The sequence below is a fragment of the Burkholderia aenigmatica genome, assembly GCF_902499175.1.
Taxonomy (GTDB): domain Bacteria; phylum Pseudomonadota; class Gammaproteobacteria; order Burkholderiales; family Burkholderiaceae; genus Burkholderia; species Burkholderia aenigmatica.
Genome location: NZ_CABVQC010000006.1, coordinates 172,595 through 187,813 on the forward strand (window position 1 = coordinate 172,595; position 15,219 = coordinate 187,813).

The 15,219-nt window shown below is 63.2% G+C and carries 19 protein-coding genes and 2 pseudogenes; 13 read left to right on the plus strand and 8 right to left on the minus strand.

Annotated features, from left to right (window positions below):
• Positions 1 to 155 precede the first annotated feature (155 nt).
• The 9 genes from hyfB (at position 156) to BDO18943_RS06890 (ending at position 9,124) form a co-directional block, all read left to right on the plus strand.
• On the plus strand, positions 156 to 2,162 hold the full coding sequence (hyfB, locus tag BDO18943_RS06850) for a hydrogenase 4 subunit B (protein WP_175021760.1): 2,007 nt from the start codon (positions 156 to 158) through the stop codon (positions 2,160 to 2,162).
• A complete protein-coding gene (locus BDO18943_RS06855) occupies positions 2,156 to 3,106 on the plus strand; it encodes a respiratory chain complex I subunit 1 family protein (RefSeq protein WP_175021761.1) in 951 nt (316 codons plus the stop codon). The genes hyfB and BDO18943_RS06855 overlap by 7 nt, the downstream gene beginning before the upstream one ends.
• Complete coding sequence (locus BDO18943_RS06860) at positions 3,107 to 3,766, plus strand: formate hydrogenlyase (protein WP_175021762.1); 660 nt, start codon at positions 3,107 to 3,109, stop codon at positions 3,764 to 3,766.
• Positions 3,759 to 5,222, plus strand: coding sequence for a hydrogenase 4 subunit F (locus BDO18943_RS06865; protein WP_175021763.1), 1,464 nt, complete (start codon positions 3,759 to 3,761; stop codon positions 5,220 to 5,222). Before BDO18943_RS06860 ends, BDO18943_RS06865 begins: the two co-directional genes overlap by 8 nt.
• Before the next feature lie 3 nt (positions 5,223 to 5,225).
• Positions 5,226 to 6,788 carry a hydrogenase large subunit gene (locus BDO18943_RS06870; protein ID WP_175021764.1) on the plus strand — a complete coding sequence of 521 codons (1,563 nt, stop codon included), beginning with the start codon at positions 5,226 to 5,228 and terminating at the stop codon, positions 6,786 to 6,788.
• The gene (locus BDO18943_RS06875) at positions 6,788 to 7,303 is read left to right on the plus strand and encodes an NADH-quinone oxidoreductase subunit B family protein (protein WP_175021765.1); all 516 of its coding nucleotides are present in this window, start codon (positions 6,788 to 6,790) and stop codon (positions 7,301 to 7,303) included. Before BDO18943_RS06870 ends, BDO18943_RS06875 begins: the two co-directional genes overlap by 1 nt.
• A gap of 221 nt (positions 7,304 to 7,524) precedes the next feature.
• On the plus strand, positions 7,525 to 8,322 hold the full coding sequence (locus BDO18943_RS06880) for a fused MFS/spermidine synthase (protein WP_456151294.1): 798 nt from the start codon (positions 7,525 to 7,527) through the stop codon (positions 8,320 to 8,322).
• A gap of 155 nt (positions 8,323 to 8,477) precedes the next feature.
• Entirely contained in the window at positions 8,478 to 8,675 is a 198-nt protein-coding gene (locus tag BDO18943_RS06885) for a DUF2970 domain-containing protein (RefSeq protein WP_175021766.1), read from the plus strand.
• A gap of 68 nt (positions 8,676 to 8,743) precedes the next feature.
• Positions 8,744 to 9,124 (plus strand): hypothetical protein, encoded by a 381-nt coding sequence (locus BDO18943_RS06890; protein WP_175021767.1) that lies wholly within the window; start codon positions 8,744 to 8,746, stop codon positions 9,122 to 9,124.
• Positions 9,125 to 9,471: 347 nt separating this feature from the next.
• Here the strand turns inward: BDO18943_RS06890 and BDO18943_RS06895 are convergent, their stop codons facing one another.
• From BDO18943_RS06895 to BDO18943_RS06905, 4 genes are all read right to left on the minus strand, one after another.
• Positions 9,472 to 10,011: a GNAT family N-acetyltransferase gene (locus BDO18943_RS06895; RefSeq protein ID WP_043187854.1), complete on the minus strand. Its 540-nt coding sequence runs from the start codon at positions 10,009 to 10,011 to the stop codon at positions 9,472 to 9,474.
• A 41-nt stretch (positions 10,012 to 10,052) separates the two neighbouring features.
• Entirely contained in the window at positions 10,053 to 10,181 is a 129-nt protein-coding gene (locus tag BDO18943_RS42950) for a hypothetical protein (RefSeq protein WP_265328599.1), read from the minus strand.
• 355 nt (positions 10,182 to 10,536) lie between these two features.
• The gene (locus tag BDO18943_RS06900; protein WP_021158205.1) at positions 10,537 to 10,758 is read right to left on the minus strand and encodes a hypothetical protein; all 222 of its coding nucleotides are present in this window, start codon (positions 10,756 to 10,758) and stop codon (positions 10,537 to 10,539) included.
• A 63-nt stretch (positions 10,759 to 10,821) separates the two neighbouring features.
• Complete coding sequence (locus BDO18943_RS06905) at positions 10,822 to 11,085, minus strand: HPr family phosphocarrier protein (RefSeq protein WP_043187851.1); 264 nt, start codon at positions 11,083 to 11,085, stop codon at positions 10,822 to 10,824.
• Between the two features lie 362 nt (positions 11,086 to 11,447).
• On the opposite strand from BDO18943_RS06905, the gene BDO18943_RS06910 reads away from it, so the two are divergent.
• Together BDO18943_RS06910 and BDO18943_RS06915 are read left to right on the plus strand one after the other, a co-directional pair.
• The gene (locus tag BDO18943_RS06910; protein ID WP_021158207.1) at positions 11,448 to 11,792 is read left to right on the plus strand and encodes a zinc ribbon domain-containing protein YjdM; all 345 of its coding nucleotides are present in this window, start codon (positions 11,448 to 11,450) and stop codon (positions 11,790 to 11,792) included.
• 43 nt (positions 11,793 to 11,835) lie between these two features.
• Positions 11,836 to 12,672 carry a spermine/spermidine synthase domain-containing protein gene (locus tag BDO18943_RS06915; protein WP_175021768.1) on the plus strand — a complete coding sequence of 279 codons (837 nt, stop codon included), beginning with the start codon at positions 11,836 to 11,838 and terminating at the stop codon, positions 12,670 to 12,672.
• A 33-nt stretch (positions 12,673 to 12,705) separates the two neighbouring features.
• Here the strand turns inward: BDO18943_RS06915 and BDO18943_RS06920 are convergent, their stop codons facing one another.
• A complete protein-coding gene (locus BDO18943_RS06920) occupies positions 12,706 to 12,891 on the minus strand; it encodes a ribbon-helix-helix protein, CopG family (protein ID WP_021158209.1) in 186 nt (61 codons plus the stop codon).
• Positions 12,892 to 12,919: 28 nt separating this feature from the next.
• Positions 12,920 to 13,687, minus strand: coding sequence for a YoaK family protein (locus BDO18943_RS06925; RefSeq protein ID WP_175021779.1), 768 nt, complete (start codon positions 13,685 to 13,687; stop codon positions 12,920 to 12,922).
• Between the two features lie 200 nt (positions 13,688 to 13,887).
• Between BDO18943_RS06925 and BDO18943_RS06930 the strand changes: the two genes are divergently transcribed.
• Both BDO18943_RS06930 and BDO18943_RS06935 read left to right on the plus strand, forming a co-directional pair.
• Positions 13,888 to 14,238 (plus strand): hypothetical protein, encoded by a 351-nt coding sequence (locus BDO18943_RS06930; RefSeq protein ID WP_175021769.1) that lies wholly within the window; start codon positions 13,888 to 13,890, stop codon positions 14,236 to 14,238.
• Positions 14,235 to 14,447, plus strand: a complete 213-nt coding sequence (locus tag BDO18943_RS06935) for a twin transmembrane helix small protein (RefSeq protein ID WP_006489184.1) — start codon at positions 14,235 to 14,237, stop codon at positions 14,445 to 14,447. The genes BDO18943_RS06930 and BDO18943_RS06935 overlap by 4 nt, the downstream gene beginning before the upstream one ends.
• A gap of 308 nt (positions 14,448 to 14,755) precedes the next feature.
• Here BDO18943_RS06935 and BDO18943_RS06940 read toward each other — a convergent pair.
• Together BDO18943_RS06940 and BDO18943_RS06945 are read right to left on the minus strand one after the other, a co-directional pair.
• A pseudogene (locus BDO18943_RS06940) lies at positions 14,756 to 14,941 on the minus strand (LysR substrate-binding domain-containing protein); the annotation flags it as partial.
• A gap of 146 nt (positions 14,942 to 15,087) precedes the next feature.
• A pseudogene (locus BDO18943_RS06945) lies at positions 15,088 to 15,219 on the minus strand (IS5/IS1182 family transposase); the annotation flags it as partial.

The following is a 15,219-nucleotide window of genomic DNA, read 5'->3' on the forward strand; positions in this document are numbered from 1 at the left end:
TGCTCCGTGGCATGTGGTTCACATGATAATGGCATTATCATATCCTGTTAGCTAGATGAGTCGTTCAGTGTCATAATGCGCACGGAACGATGCCGTGCGGTTCCGCGGCTATTTCGTGCAACTCGCCCAACCCGGGCGTACTGGAGACAATCCGGATGCCCCCCGTGCCTGTCGTCCATCTGGTCCTGCTGGCCGCGGCCGTCTGGCTCGCGATCGGCACGCTGGGGCTTGGTGTGCTGCATCGCACAAGGCTCGTGGCGCATGGGTTGTTTCCGCTCGGCGCGCTGGTCGGGCTACTGTTGGGCGCGGCGGGGCTCGCCGGCATCTTTGCCGAACCGTCGGCTGCGGTGCTGCCGATCGGACTGCCCGACCTGCCGTTTCATTTGCGTGTCGACCGGCTGTCCGGTTATTTCCTGTTCGTACTCGGCATCGTCAGCGCCGGGATCGGTGCCTTCTCTGCAGGCTATTTCCGCAAGGGCGAAGGGGCCGCGCCGGGACTCATCTGTTTCGAATACCACGTGTGCGTCGCGAGCATCGCGCTGGTCCTCATCGCGGACGATGCCTACGTGTTCATGGTCGCCTGGGAAATGCTGACGCTGTCCGCGACCTTCCTCGTGATGACCAACCACCGGCTCGGCGAGATCCGCCGGGCCGGCTACCTGTATTTCCTGATCTCGCACGTCGGCGCGCTCGCGCTGCTGCTCTGTTTCGGCATCCTGCAGGCGCGCACCGGCGACTACACATTCGCAAACATGCGGGCGCAATCGCTCGACGCGTTCTGGGCGTCACTCGCGTTCCTGTTCGCGCTCTTCGGCTTCGGCGCAAAGGCCGGCATTTTCCCGCTGCACGTGTGGCTGCCCGAGGCCCACCCTGCGGCGCCATCGCCTGTATCTGCGCTGCTGAGCGGATTCGTGCTGAAAGTCGGTCTGTATGGCCTGCTGCGCACGGTGTTCGACTTGTTGCACGTGCAGATCGCCTGGTGGGGCGTGCTGTTACTCGTGCTGGGCGTCGGCACCGCGCTGCTCGGTGTCGTGTTCAGTACGATCCAGGTCGACATGAAGCGCCTGCTCGCCTATTCGTCGATCGACAATGTCGGTCTGATGATCGTCGCGCTCGGGATCGCCGTGCTGTTTCGTGCCTACGGGATGACAAGTCTTTCCGCGCTTGCATTGACCGCGATGCTCTACCAGATCGTGGCCCACGCGGCGTTCAAAAGCCTGCTGTTCCTTGGTACGGGTGCCGTGTTGCACGCCACCGGTGAACGCAATCTCGGCAAGCTCGGCGGCCTGATCCGCTTCATGCCATGGACCGCATGGGCGATGCTCGCGGGCGTCGCGGCGAGCGCGGGTTTACCGCCGCTGAGCGGATTCGCCGCCGAATGGCTGCTGCTGCAGAGCGTCCTGTTTACGCCGAGCTTGCCGAATTCGATACTTGCGATGACGGTGCCGATCGTCGCTGCGCTGATCGCGATGTCGGCTGCGCTGGCGGGTTATACGATGGTCAAGTTCTTCGGCATCGTGTTCCTCGGGCAACCTCGGGAGGCGAAGCTGGACCGCGCACGCGATGCGAACACGTGGGAGCGGCTTGCGTTCGGCTGGTTCGCCGTCATCGGCGTGCTGCTTGGACTGATGCCCGCGCAGTTCGTCAAGGTGCTCGATCGCATTACGCGCGCACTCGTCGGCGCAGGCGTCGGTGCCGAGAATCACGGCTGGTTGCTGTTCGTGCCGGTGTCGACCGCGCGGGCGAGCTACATGCCAGCGGTATTCATGCTGTTTTTCATTGCGTGCTGTGGGGGCGCATGGGTGCTGGTGAGACGGTTCTACCACGGCCGGGTGCGGCGCGCAGCGCCGTGGAGTTGCGGCTTTCCGTTCACGTCTGCCCGGATGCAGGACACCGCGGAAGGGTTCGGGCAGCCGATCCGCGAGATCTTCTCGCCGCTGTTGCACATCGAGCGGCAATTGCCGTCGCCGTTCGACGCGCAGCCGGTGTACCGCGTATCGATCGCCGATCGAACCTGGTCAGCGTTCTACGCGCGTATCGCGGCGCTCACGCAGCGAGCCGCAGACTGGGCCGGTCGCCTGCAGACGGGCAAGATTGCCGTCTATCTGACCTATAGTTTCGCCGTACTGATCCTGCTCCTGATGCTGGTGAGACGATGGTAACCCTATCCGGCGTGCTATCGCAGACCCTCGAGATCGTGGTCGCGCTCGCGGCGGCGCCGCTGCTCACGGGCTGGGTCAATCAGTGCCGCGCCTGGTTGCAGAACCGGCGCGCGCCGTCGATCTGGCAGCCGTATCGCATGCTCCACAAGCTGTTCAACAAGGAATCGGTCGTCGCGCACGGCTCGAGTCCGGTCTTCCGCGGCGCCCCCTACGTCGTCTGGGCGGCGATGACGCTCGCATGTGCGATCGTGCCGACGCTGTCGACCGAGTTACCCCTGTCGCCGGCCGCGGACGCGATCGCGCTGGTCGGCCTGTTCGCACTCGCGCGCGTCGCGCTGTCGCTCGCCGCGATGGACGTCGGAACGGCGTTCGGCACGCTCGGCGCCCGCCGCGAAATGCTGATCGGCTTCCTCGCGGAGCCGGCGCTGCTGATGGTGCTGCTGTCGGCCTCGCTGATCACGCAGTCGACACTGCTGACGAGCATCGTGGAGACGCTGGGGCGTAGCGAGCTCACGATCTACCCGAGTCTGGCCTTTGCCGGGATCGCATTCACGCTGGTGTCGCTGGCCGAGAACGCGCGGCTGCCCGTCGACAATCCGGCCACCCACCTTGAACTCACGATGATCCACGAGGCGCTGATCCTCGAATACTCGGGGCGTCATCTCGCGTTGATGGAATGGGCAGCCAGCCTCAAGCTGTTCGCGTATTCGTGCATCGGTCTCGCCCTGTTCATACCGTGGGGGATCGCGAGTGCTGGCAATCCGCTCGCGCTCGTACTGGCCGTGCCGGTGCTGTTCGCCAAGCTGATGGCAGGTGGCGCCGCGCTTGCGGTCGTCGAGACGGCCAACGCGAAGATGCGGATCTTCCGGGTGCCGGAGTTCCTTGCCACCGCCTTTCTGCTCGCGGTGATCGGCATGCTCGTTCATCTGTTGCTGGGGGCATGAATGCACGGCTACGCGACGCAACTGATCAATTTTCTCGCGGCCGTGCTGCTGATGCTGTCGTTCGCGATGCTCAGCCAGCGCCGGATCCTGACGCTGATCCATCTCTATACGTTGCAGGGTGTCACACTCGTGTCCGCGAACCTGATCCTCGGCTTCGTGACGGGCGACGGGCACCTGTACGTGTCCGCCGGGCTGACGCTTGCGCTGAAGGTTGGCCTGATTCCATGGATTCTGTACCGGCTGGTTCGACGGCTCGATGTCCAGGCCGACGTCGAACCGCTCATCAATATTCCGACGACGCTGCTCATCGGCATCGTGCTCGTGGTGATTGCGTTCAACGTCGCGTCGCCGATCAGCCAGCTTGCAACGTCGGTGGCACGCGGCACGCTCGGGATCGCGCTTGCGTGCGTGCTGCTGTCGTTCATGTCGATGATCACGCGCGCGAAGGCCATTCCGCAGGTGATCGGTTTTCTGTCGATGGAAAACGGGCTGTTCTTCGCGGCGACGGCCGCCACCAACGGCATGCCGATGATCGTCGAACTCGGCATCGGGCTCGATGTGCTGATCGGTATTCTGATCCTGGGCGTGTTCATGTTTCAGATTCGCGAGCAGTTCGACAGTCTCGACATCCATCACCTCGAGAAGCTCAAGGATGAATGACGCTCACGTCGTGTTCACTGTGCTCGGCATCCCGCTACTGGCGGCCGGATGCCTGGCGTCCGTGCGGCCGAGCCATGTCGCACGCGGCTTGAACGTGGGCTTCAGCTTCCTGACATTCGCGGCAACGCTCGTGCTGGCCGCACGCACCGTCGAGCACGGGCCGTCATTTGTGTTCGGGCAGGCTTTCTTTGTCGATCCGCTCAACGTGTACCTGGTTGCGCTCACCGCGTTCGTCGGCTGGACGACGTCGCTGTTCTCGCGGCCGTACATGCAGGTCGAGGAAGCCCGCGGCCGGATGACGCAGGCGCGGATGCGGCTTTATCACAGCATGTATCAGCTTTTCATGTTCGCGATGCTGCTCGCGCTCCTCACCAACAACCTTGGCGTGCTGTGGGTCGCGATGGAGGCCGCAACACTGGCGACCGTGCTGCTGGTCAGCGTCTATCGCACCGCCGCGAGTCTCGAGGCGGCTTGGAAGTACTTCATCCTGTGCGGCGTCGGTATCGCGCAGGCGCTGTTCGGCACGATCCTGCTGTATCTGGCCGCGAGCCGGCAACTGACCGACGGCGACGCGCTGCTGTGGACGAGCCTGGCCGCCGTCAAGGCCCAACTCGATCCGACGATCGTTTCGATCGCGTTCGTGTTCCTGCTGGTCGGCTATGGGACGAAGGTCGGGCTCGTGCCGATGCACAGCTGGCTGCCGGACGCGCATGCGGAAGGGCCGACACCGATCTCGGCGGTGCTGTCGGGCCTGCTGCTGAACGTCGCGCTGTACGCGGTACTGCGCTGCAAGGTGCTCGCGGACGGCGCGCTCGGCAACGGTTTGCCGGGGCGGCTGCTGGTGGGTTTCGGACTGGTGTCGGTGCTGGTCGCGTCGTTTTCGCTGTTTCGGCAGAAGGACGTCAAGCGGCTGTTCTCGTATTCGTCGATCGAGCACATGGGGCTGATGACGTTCGCGTTCGGGCTCGGCGGTCCGGTCGCGACGTTCGCCGGGCTGCTCCACATGACGGTTCACTCGCTCGTCAAGTCGGCGATCTTCTTCGCAGTCGGCCACGCGGTGCAGAAAGCCGGCACGCAAGCGATCGAAGGCATCCGCGGGCTACTGCAGGTCAGCCCGACGGTCGGCTGGGGAATGATGCTCGGCACGCTTGCGATTCTCGGCCTGCCGCCGTTCGGCGTGTTTGCGAGCGAGTTCCTGATCCTCACGACCGCAATGAACACGTTACCGTGGACCGCGCCGTTGTTGCTGCTCGGGCTTGCCGTCGCGTTCGCGGCAATCTTCGCGCGCGTGCAGCGGATGGTGTTCGGCGGCGAGACGACGGCCAGGCCGCTCGTGCACCGGCCGGCGCTGCTACCGGTTTTCGTCCACCTGGGGCTTGGCCTGATGCTCGGCCTCTACGTGCCGCCTTATCTGGCGATGTGGTACCGCCAGGCGGCAACAATGCTGGCGGGGTGACGCATGCGGCTCGATTTGATGCAGATCGGCAGCGCTACGCGCCTTGTGGAAGGCGCAGGCCAGATTCCGGCGATCGTGACCGATGTCGACGAATCGAAGTGGCTCGAGATCGCCCATGCGGCGCAATCGGAACAAAGCCGGCTCGTTGCGATGTGGGGCGACGAAGCACCTGAGCGCGTATTCACGGTGAATGCGGCGTATGAATGCGAGGACGGCATCCTGTGGGTACGTCTCGCAACGGGCGACAAGCCGCGGCCCGAAGGGGATTTCCCCGATCTGGCCGAAATTTTTCCGTACGCGGCGCGTATGCAGCGGGCGATTTTCGATCTAATCGGCTTGCGCGCCCGTGCGGCTCGGGATACACGCCCGTGGCTCCATCACGGAAATTGGCCCGCCGATTACTTTCCGTTGCAAACGCAGGCGACCGGCGTCGAACGCTTCGAGTCGAATGAGGCAGATTATCCGTTCGTACGGGTGGCCGGCGACGGCGTACATGAGATCGCCGTCGGGCCGATTCACGCCGGCACGATCGAGCCAGGCCATTTCCGGTTCTCCGTCGTCGGCGAGAAGGTGCTGCGGCTCGAGGAACGACTTGGCTATGTACATCGCGGCGTCGAACGGTTGTTCGAACGGACGGCCGCATCGAACGGCCATCGCGTTGCGGGCCGGGTTGCCGGCGACTCGACCGTCGCGTTCTCGTGGGCCTATTGCATGGCGCTCGAGCAGGCGTATGGTGTCGAGCCGTCAAGGCGTGCGCTTTATGTGCGCGCGCTCCTGCTCGAGCGCGAGCGTATCGCCAATCATCTGGGCGACTTGGGCGCGCTCGGCAACGATGCCGGTTTCGGATTCGGTCTCGCGCAATTCTCGCGGTTCAAGGAGGACTGGATACGGATGAACGCGCGGGTCTTCGGGCATCGCTACCTGATGGATCGGGTTGTGCCGGGAGGTGTGGCAGTTGATCTTTCTCTCGAGCACGCGGCCGAACTGTCGGTTCAATGCGAAAGCATCGAACGCGACGTCCACGCGATGCGGCAGATTTACGACGATCAGTCGGGATTGCAGGACCGCTTTCTCGGCACCGGCCGGCTGAAACCTGACGTCGTCGAGCATTTCGGTGTGCGCGGCATGGCGGCCCGTGCCAGCGGCCGAGCGTTTGACCTGCGCGCAGACCTGCAAGCAGCGCCATATGGCGACCTCACCGTCAAGACGGTGAGCGACGTACGCGGCGACGTCGCTGCGCGCGTCGCCGTCCGTTTTGCCGAGATCGACGAATCGCTCCGTTTGATCCGGTTGCTGCTGGCGAATCTTCCGCGGGGGCCGATCGTCGTCGACGTGACGCCCGCAGCCGGACGTTCCCGGGGAATCGGCTGGATCGAAGGCTGGCGCGGTGACGTGTTCGTTGCACTCGAGACAGCACCGGACGATGCGGTCGTGCGGTGCCATTGCCACGATCCGTCGTGGCAAAACTGGCCGGCGCTTGAGCACGCGATCATCGGCAACATCGTTCCCGATTTCCCGTTGATCAACAAGTCGTTCAATCTGAACTACGCGGGGCATGATCTCTGATGTGGCAACTCATTCGTCAGTTCGTGCGCACTGATTTTCCGAACGAACCCGTGCCTGCGGTGGAAGATGCGTGGCGTCACGAGGCGCAGCGAATTCGCCAGGACATTCTCGATTTGCTTGGGCGAGCACTGTGCATTCGACAGATCGACGCGGGCTCGTGCAATGGCTGTGAGCTGGAAATCCACGCGCTGAACAATCCGTACTACAACATCGAAGGACTCGGCATCAAGTTCGTCGCGAGTCCGCGGCACGCGGATCTGTTGCTCGTGACCGGGCCCGTGACGTTGAACATGCGGGCGGCCGTGCTCGCCGCGTACGACGCGACGCCCGCACCGAAGCTGGTGGTCGCTGCGGGCGAATGCGCGTGTACCGGCGGCATCTTTGCCAACAGCTATGCGGTGTGTGGACCGCTCTCGTCGATCATGCCGGTCGACGTCACGATTCCCGGATGTCCGCCGCCCCCCGTCGACTTGCTGCGCGGCATTTTGACCGCTTGCCGATCACGCGAGGATTGACGCGCCGTGTCAATGAAAGTGAGTCGAGCCGACGGGACTGCCCATTGGACGGTGAGAGCCGTGGCTCTCCCGAGTCCCTTCCGGGCGCGTCGTCGGGGGATCGTGGAACGGAGAATCGCAACCGATTTGAACGAAATCAGGACCACTGACGCTGGTCAAAACTCTGCGGTAAAGGACAGGAATTGAAAGGATCTTCCTTTGATGTGCTGAAACATGGATCCGTGACCAAGACCAAGGTTCATGAAAAAAAGCGGGCGAAGAAAAAATATCACCACGTTACGCCAATGGTGATTGAGAACGACGAAACCATTTCCCTCTACTTTGACTCAACAGCAGTCCAGAGCACGATGCTGCTCGATGACCCCTACGTACTAACCTTGGGTTATACGCGAACCATGATGGGATTTTTGCTTTTTAATTCCAATCCGAGACGGATCTCAATGATCGGCCTGGGCGGTGGTTCGCTCGCCAAGTACTGTTATCGGCACCTGCCCGATACGGAGATTGTGGTGATTGAAATCAATCCTGAGGTTATCGCTTTGCGCGATCGATTTTCAATACCTACTGACGATCAGCGTTTCCAGATTCTCTGCGACGATGCCGCGCATTACGTCAAAGTCAAGAGTCAACGGCCGGACGTGCTGATCGTGGATGGTTATGACGTGGACGGTTTACCCGAGGAACTTGGAAGCCGAGCGTTCTACCAGGCGTGCTATCGTCACTTGAGCGACGATGGGATGTTAGTGATGAATCTGATCACGGACGACCCCGACTTCCACCGCTATTTGAGTGCTCTGAGGGGCATATTTGCCGACGCGATCACGTTGGTTCCCTCGGAGGATAGCGATTCCAATGTTACGGTATTCGCCTGGAAAGGCGCGCAGCGATTGCCGTCCCTCGCGGATATGCTGGATCGCGCACGCACCTTGGCATCGGGGCATACGGTGAATTTGCATGCGACCGCTACCCGCATCGAGTATGGCAAGCGTTTCAATTGGAAGCGCTATGATCAGCGGTGAAAAAATCATCGGGAAGCAAGCGTTCAGTTCTTTGCGAAACGAGAAAAATGAAGTTGGCCTGGCAGCGACTCATCGTGGTTTTATATTCGATAGTCGACGGAAATTGACCTGCCAAGTGAAGGCCGCAAGCGTTATTCAGTTGAAGGAGAGAGAAGATGGCCGAAAGCGGTAAAGATCAGATTGTTCGTGCATTTCGCGCAGTGTTTTTTGCTTTTTTGGGTGTCAATAAACGAAAAAATCTCGAGACGGACGCAACGCAACTTAACCCCCTTGTTGTTGTAATTGCCGCACTCGTTGCCGTTGGCATATTTATCGGTGTGCTGCTTTTTGTCGTGCATCTGGTCACGGGTTGACCGCCGAACTAACGCACGGCGCTGCAGCTGGCGCCGCATGATCCTGGCCGATCTGGCCATCCGGCGCGATGCTATCGACGATCACCTTCAATTACGACCAACTGACGCAGCGCGCCGAAGCGGAGATTCGCGCCTGGATGGCGCGTGCCAATCAAGACGGCTTGCGCAAACGGGAGCGGGTCCAAGGCCGTGAACGTGCGATCGGAGCGCTACAGCTTTGGCTCGCGCTGACGCACCCACATGTCCTTGGTTCGAGTTTGGCCGTGCGGGTGACGCATGCGGCCGACGCGGCAAGGATGTGCGAGCGGGTCGGTCTGCCCGAGCAGGCCGCCCGCTGGCGTATCGCACCGTTTGCCGGTCGTGGATCGGGAGCGGTCGCTACCTCGGAGCGCGAGGCAGACGAAGCCCCAATACCCTGGCGGATTCTCGATCGCCCCGGAGGGCGTTGACCTGGGCCGCACCGATGCCGCGTCGACGGCTCAATCAGGCCGCACCGTTCCGGTAGCGGTGCAATGTCGAAAGCGCATCGGTCATGTCGATCCAGCACGGTGGTTCGTCGATGGCGACCATGATCGGTTGGAGACCCGTGAAGGCGACGAACGCTCGCCACGCCGGAAGGCTGGCGTTCGGTGAAGCCGGGGGCTGGAGCGGGCTCGATGAGCGCGGAAACTGTTCCGTCCGATGGACAACGGGTGCTTTACCCGTCTTTATGCACCGGTTGCGGCGTGAGCGGGGCGGGCGCGCCGGCGCCGCAAGCGCATGCGGCACGCCCGCGATAACCGGTACGCCATCCCGCTTACCGGCTCGCGCGCGAAAACAGCAATGAGTCGGTGTCGTTGAACCGGATCCGCGTCGGCTCGCCGTAACCGGCTTTCTCCGCCACGCGGATCGATGCGACGTTGGTCGGCGCGATCACGCACACGCTGCGCTCGAACCGCTGCTGCCCGTCGAGCCACGCCAGCGCGGCCGCGAGTGCCTCGGTCGCGTAGCCCTTGCCGTGCGCCCACGTCGCGAGTGCCCAGCCGGCTTCCGGCACGCCGCGAATCGACGGCTCGATCAGACGGTAAAAATCGGCGAAACCGAGATCGCCGACATAGCGGCCCGATGCCTTCTCGCGAATCGCCCAGTAGCCATAGCCGAGCAGCGGCCACAGCCCGCGATACGCGAGCATGCGCATCCACGAGTCGCGCGTCGCGGACGGCTCGCCGTTGAAGATGTGCTCGACGACCTTCGGCTCGGCCCACATCGTGGCAAGCGCATCGAAGTCGCCGAGCGGATGGCCTTCGAGGATGAGGCGCGGCGTGTCGAGAACGGGCGGGGAGGAGACTGGCGGCATCTTGATTTCCGGAAAGGAGGGAGCTTGGGACGGCCAGGCCGTCAGCACGTCGATGCCGCGCTGGTTGTGTCCCGTCCGCGCACCCGCTGGCAGATCGGGCGGCGATGTTCCTCGACGAGCAGCGGCGTGCGATCGACGACCGGCGACGGCGGCACTCTGCGAGCGGGCATGTCCATTTCGGCAAGACAGGGAGCCGGAATGATAGCAAAACCCTTGCCCGGGCGGGCGCCGCGCCGAGCGGCCGGGATTGACTCCGCCGCATTGGCGGCGGCCGCGAACAGGAAGGGGGGGTGTCGCCGGCGACCTTGCGGACTTGCGCATAGACGCCGGCGCTTGCGCAGGTGGCGAATTCGATGGCGGGAACGGCGATGCGGCGCATGACTGGCTTCGTGACCCGAACGCTACCTGATGCCTGTTCGTTCGAGGGGAGGCCACTTCAGAAGCGCAGCACGATCCGCACAAGACGCACATTCGCCAATACGATGCTCAAAAAGGATCGAGCCGATTCGCCGCCGCTGGGGAGATCTACTTCCGGCTTTTCAGGAAGGTCCGCCCTTCGGCCGTGATCGACGCGCCGGAGCGGCCATGGGCGGAATGGCTGACGAAGCCCGCGCTGACGAGCTCACGCGCGATCGACCAGCCGAGCGCCGGCGCATCGCGCCCATAGCGGACGTCGGCGAGGCGTTCGAGCGCCCAGATGGCGGAGGCCGACAGGTTCGGGGTGTTTGACGTGAAGTTGTCGCTCATCGCTTCCTCGTGAGGTGGGGATTCGGGGTGGGCGGGATGCCATGACATCGGATGGCGCGCGAATCAGCGCGCCTGCAGGACGGGCAGCAGCGCCTGCAGTGCCGCCTCCTCGTCGGGGCCGGTGGCCAGCACTTGCGCGGACGTGCCGCCGTGCACCTGCAGCGCCGCGACGGCGGCGCTGTCTTTCGCGTCGCTGCTGATCCCGTTCGCGATCAGCAGGATGTCGCTTGCGAAGCCGCGCGCCGCGTCAACGGCTGCTTCTCGTGCGGCGTAGCCGCGGTTGCGGTTCCACGCGGGGCCGATTTCAACGTACACAACGGTTGCCACGATGTCGGAATGCCTCTGGACGGGACGTCGGAATCGGTGTGCGGCGCCGGGCCGGCAGTGCGCCAGGCGCGCGTGAAACGCGCTGCCCCGCACGACTCGGGGCGGCCGGCAGCGCAGCCGGGGTATGTCATCCTGCTTGGATGTGCCGGCATTCTCGGTGAAACGGGCCGCAAGTCCGGCGAACGACCCGAAAGCGGGAATTATAATACAGAGGCCAAGATATGTGTATTGCATTATAATGCCGTGTGCGCTGACGGCGGCCCGCCGATCCGTCGGCGCGTGCCTCCCGGCCATTCGGGCGACGCTGCCAGCGCGCCCGGCATTTTTATCGACGACCCAACTCCTCCCGAATGGAAGCTGCAATGAACGCCGCCCCCGCCTGCCCGCAATGCGCGATGGAAAACACTTACCCGGACGGCACGCTGACCGTATGCGCGGACTGCGGCCATGAATGGTCGGCCGGTGCCGGCGCCGAAACGGGCGACGAACCGGCGGGCGACGTTGTCAAGGACGCGAACGGCAACGTGCTGTCGGATGGCGATTCCGTCGTGCTGATCAAGGACTTGCGTGTGAAGGGCTCTTCGATCACGCTGAAGATGGGTACCAAGGTCAAGAGCATCCGCCTCGTCGGCGGCGATCACGAGGTCGACTGCAAGACCGACATGGGCGGCTTCATGCTGAAGGCCTGCTACCTGAAGAAAGTCTGAGCGCGCACACCCCGATCGACCGTTTGCAACTCACTACCCGCGTATGGCCGAGGAACGAATTTCCTACGATGCGTTCGTCAGATTCCTGGCGACGCCGCTGAACGACGGCCGGCCATTCGTGCTGGAGACGCAGCACGCGCTTTCGCTGCACTTCGACCATTTCGGTACGCAGAGCTTCATGTCGCTCCGGGATCCGGGGCGGCTTGAGCTCGGCTATACGCGCGTGATGATGGGCTTTCTGCTGTTGCAGCCCGAACCCGCGCACATCTGCATGCTCGGGCTCGGCGGCGGTTCGCTGGCGAAGTACTGCTACCGGCACCTGCCCGGCGCGGCGATCGACGCGGTCGAGATCAACCCGGACGTGATCGCACTGCGCGACACATTCAGAATTCCTGCTGATGACAACCGATTCAAGGTGGTGTGCGCCGACGGCGCGGATCATCTGGAGCGGGCGGATATCAGGACGGACGTGATCCTGCACGATGCGTTTGTCGCCGACGGCCTGCGTGGCCGGTGTACGGGCGCCGCATTCCTCGCGGCATGCCGCGAGCGTCTGAGCGAAACCGGCGTGCTGGCGATCAACTTCATGGACGACGATCCGGCGTTGCCGCAGCATCTCGAGCACCTGCGATCGGTGTTCGGTGCGTCGTATACGCTGGTGCCGTGCGGCGACGATAACAACTTCATCGCGTTTGCGTGGAAGGGCGGCACCCGGTTGCCGTCGTTGCGCATCCTGCTCGAACGCGCACTGGCATGTGCCCAGGCTGGCGAGCTCAAGCTGGCAGCGACGGCGCGGCGCATGAAAGCCGGGGAGGGCGTCGAGCCTCGGCGGCTGGTGCAGCGCGCGCAGCCGCACGAGCGATGGGAGATCGGCGCGTAACCGGCGCCGCGGGCGTGGCCTGTGCGGCCGCGCTTACTTCACGCGCTTGCCGAGCGCGCTCTTGGTCTTGTACGTCACGCCGTGGCGGTCGAGATACTCGCGGATCAGTTGCCGCACGACCTGCGAAGGCGTGAGATCCTGCTCGGCGCAGAGCATCTCGAAGGCTTCCTTCTTTGCGGGGTCGATCAGAACGGTCAGGCGGGCAGTTTTCGTTTCCATTGCGGGGCGAGGGTGGTCGGTATGTTAATCAAATTATAATCGATCCGCCTTCGGCGCCACCGCCGAAAGTGCTCTCCTGGTGCGCGATCAGGTCGTCGATCACCGGCACGATCGCGAGTGTGACGAGCGCCGCGGCGAGCGGTACGGTCGATACGTAGCCGACATGCTTGAAGCCGATCGCGCCGGCCAGGCCGCCGATGAAGAACGGCGCGAGCATCGTCGCGTGAATCCGCAGTTTCGAGCGGTTGGCGATGACCGCATACGCGTCGACGTCGACCGCCGTCCGGTTCCAGTAGAACAGCTTCCCGAGCTCGATGCCGAGGTCGGTCACGATGCCGGTCATGTGCGTCGTGCGGATTTCCGCACCCGACAGCTTCGTGATCGTCGCGTTCTGCAGCCCCATGGTGAAACACAGCAGCGTCACGGTTACCGGCACGAAGAAGGTTTCCCACGGCGCGAGGTGGCTGCCGAGCAGCCCGAACAGGAGCAGCAGCGCGGCCTCGACCGGCGGCGGCAGCCCGAACTGGCTGTGCAGGCCGCGGCGGCGGCCCCAGTTGACGAGAATCGCCGAGCAACTTGCGCCGACCAGGAACGACCCCAGCGAGCTGATGCCCGCCAGCGCGAGCCGCACATCGCCGAGTGCCGTCTGGTCGGCGATCGCCGACACGATGCCGCTCATGTGCGACGTGTATGGCTTGACCGCGAGGAAGCCGCCGGCATTGGCCGCGCCAGCGACGAACGCCAGCGAAAACCCGGGCTGACGGTTCGCGGTCGCGCTGCGGTGTATTCCCGTCAGGTTTCGAAACTACTGCGCTGGCAGCTTCGCTCGATCGCCGAGGATCGCTCGAATTATGTGACGAAAATGATAATGAAATTATCATGCTCTGTTAGCCGCATAGGGCTTTCAGTACAATGTCATGCGGCGCGGCCTGACGGCGGCTTCGCTGTCGCACGGCCGCGCCGCCCGCATTCGCGATCACTTCTGCCCACCGCTTCATGACCCCGATCAAGTTCATTCTTCGCTACACGGCGATCCCGTTCACGGCCATCGTGGCCGTGGTGATCTGGACTGTCATACCATCGTCGAAAGAGATCGATGCGAGACAATATGCAGCGCTGTCGCGCGCGTACGCGAGTTTCCCGTTGCCGTTCCGGCGCGAGATCTCGGAAACGATGGACCAGGGCCGGATCAACGACCGGCGCTACCAGGCGCTCGTGCGTGATTCGCTGGGCAATGGCGTCGCGCTGGACTGGCCGGCGTCGGGCGTCGGCGACCTCGCCGACGAGCGGCAAAAACTGGCCGAACTGATACAGGCCGATTCCGATCTTCAAGGGCATCACCAATGAAAACTCTGCTGGTTTCCGTGGCATTCGCGATGATCATCGCGAGCCTGATCTTCGCGCTGTATTTCATGAATCACGATCGCGGCAAGTCCAAGCGGATGGCCTGGTCGCTCGCGGCCCGCGTCGGGCTGTCGGTCACGCTGTTCCTGTCGCTGCTGATCGCTTACAAGCTGGGCTGGATCGAGCCGACGGGGCTGCCGATCGGGCGCTGAAAGACGGACGCCCCGTGGCATGCGGGGCGTTCGCGAAAATGCAGGTTTGGATCTTAAATAGAGCTATTGTGATAAGAATACTTATCCTGATGTGTAGATTTCCTGCTCGAGTTCAGGTTGAGCGCAACGTGTGATCGGGACTGGCGGCGCCGCAACGGCGCCGCACGAAAGCTGACATCGCTCTTCGCGACGCTGCGGGGTGCAAATCAATGCCCGGCAGACAACTTGGCCATGGCGGGATCCGGCGACGATAGGGCAGTTCGCCGGTGCGGCGATGACAAGGAAGAACAGATAACGAAGGACGTTGTTCAGGCCGATGCTTGCGCTTCTTCCTCGATCCAATCCGCGAACGCTTTGACCTCCGGGCGCTGCATGGCACCTGGCAGCGTCACCAGGTAATAGGCGAAACGTGCCGGCCAGGGCTTGTCCAGCACCTGCACCAAACGTCCAGCGGCGATTTCCTCGCGTGCGTATTCCTGCGGCACCAGGGCTAGCAGGCCGTTGAAATACCTCTCGGCCTGACGCATTTCCCCTACCGCTATTCGAGGCAGCCACCGCGAGGCGTTCGATTTTCAGTTCGTCAGCGCAATTCAGCGGGAGTTACCTCGGATCGGCCCCTCCTGGTGCTTGCTCTGGGGCATTACGCAACCATCGGGCGCAATGCGGCCAGCGATCTCAATCGCGTCAGGTTATAAGCCGCCATCGTCAGCGTGAGCAATTGATCAACCTTCTCCAGGCCTCGAACCATGACCTGCCGGAGCGGCCCGATCGT

Coding starts and splice junctions, on each gene's coding strand:
- BDO18943_RS06870 (WP_175021764.1), top strand. CDS start 5,226: ATGCGGCTCGATTTGATGCAGATCGGCAGCGCTACGCGCCTTGTGGAA.
- BDO18943_RS06930 (WP_175021769.1), top strand. CDS start 13,888: ATGACCCCGATCAAGTTCATTCTTCGCTACACGGCGATCCCGTTCACG.
- BDO18943_RS06855 (WP_175021761.1), top strand. CDS start 2,156: ATGGTAACCCTATCCGGCGTGCTATCGCAGACCCTCGAGATCGTGGTC.
- BDO18943_RS06895 (WP_043187854.1), bottom strand. CDS start 10,011: ATGCCGCCAGTCTCCTCCCCGCCCGTTCTCGACACGCCGCGCCTCATC.
- BDO18943_RS06910 (WP_021158207.1), top strand. CDS start 11,448: ATGAACGCCGCCCCCGCCTGCCCGCAATGCGCGATGGAAAACACTTAC.
- BDO18943_RS06915 (WP_175021768.1), top strand. CDS start 11,836: ATGGCCGAGGAACGAATTTCCTACGATGCGTTCGTCAGATTCCTGGCG.
- hyfB (WP_175021760.1), top strand. CDS start 156: ATGCCCCCCGTGCCTGTCGTCCATCTGGTCCTGCTGGCCGCGGCCGTC.
- BDO18943_RS06900 (WP_021158205.1), bottom strand. CDS start 10,758: ATGAGCGACAACTTCACGTCAAACACCCCGAACCTGTCGGCCTCCGCC.
- BDO18943_RS06890 (WP_175021767.1), top strand. CDS start 8,744: ATGCTATCGACGATCACCTTCAATTACGACCAACTGACGCAGCGCGCC.
- BDO18943_RS06920 (WP_021158209.1), bottom strand. CDS start 12,891: ATGGAAACGAAAACTGCCCGCCTGACCGTTCTGATCGACCCCGCAAAG.
- BDO18943_RS06885 (WP_175021766.1), top strand. CDS start 8,478: ATGGCCGAAAGCGGTAAAGATCAGATTGTTCGTGCATTTCGCGCAGTG.
- BDO18943_RS06875 (WP_175021765.1), top strand. CDS start 6,788: ATGTGGCAACTCATTCGTCAGTTCGTGCGCACTGATTTTCCGAACGAA.
- BDO18943_RS06865 (WP_175021763.1), top strand. CDS start 3,759: ATGAATGACGCTCACGTCGTGTTCACTGTGCTCGGCATCCCGCTACTG.
- BDO18943_RS42950 (WP_265328599.1), bottom strand. CDS start 10,181: ATGCCCGCTCGCAGAGTGCCGCCGTCGCCGGTCGTCGATCGCACGCCG.
- BDO18943_RS06860 (WP_175021762.1), top strand. CDS start 3,107: ATGCACGGCTACGCGACGCAACTGATCAATTTTCTCGCGGCCGTGCTG.
- BDO18943_RS06935 (WP_006489184.1), top strand. CDS start 14,235: ATGAAAACTCTGCTGGTTTCCGTGGCATTCGCGATGATCATCGCGAGC.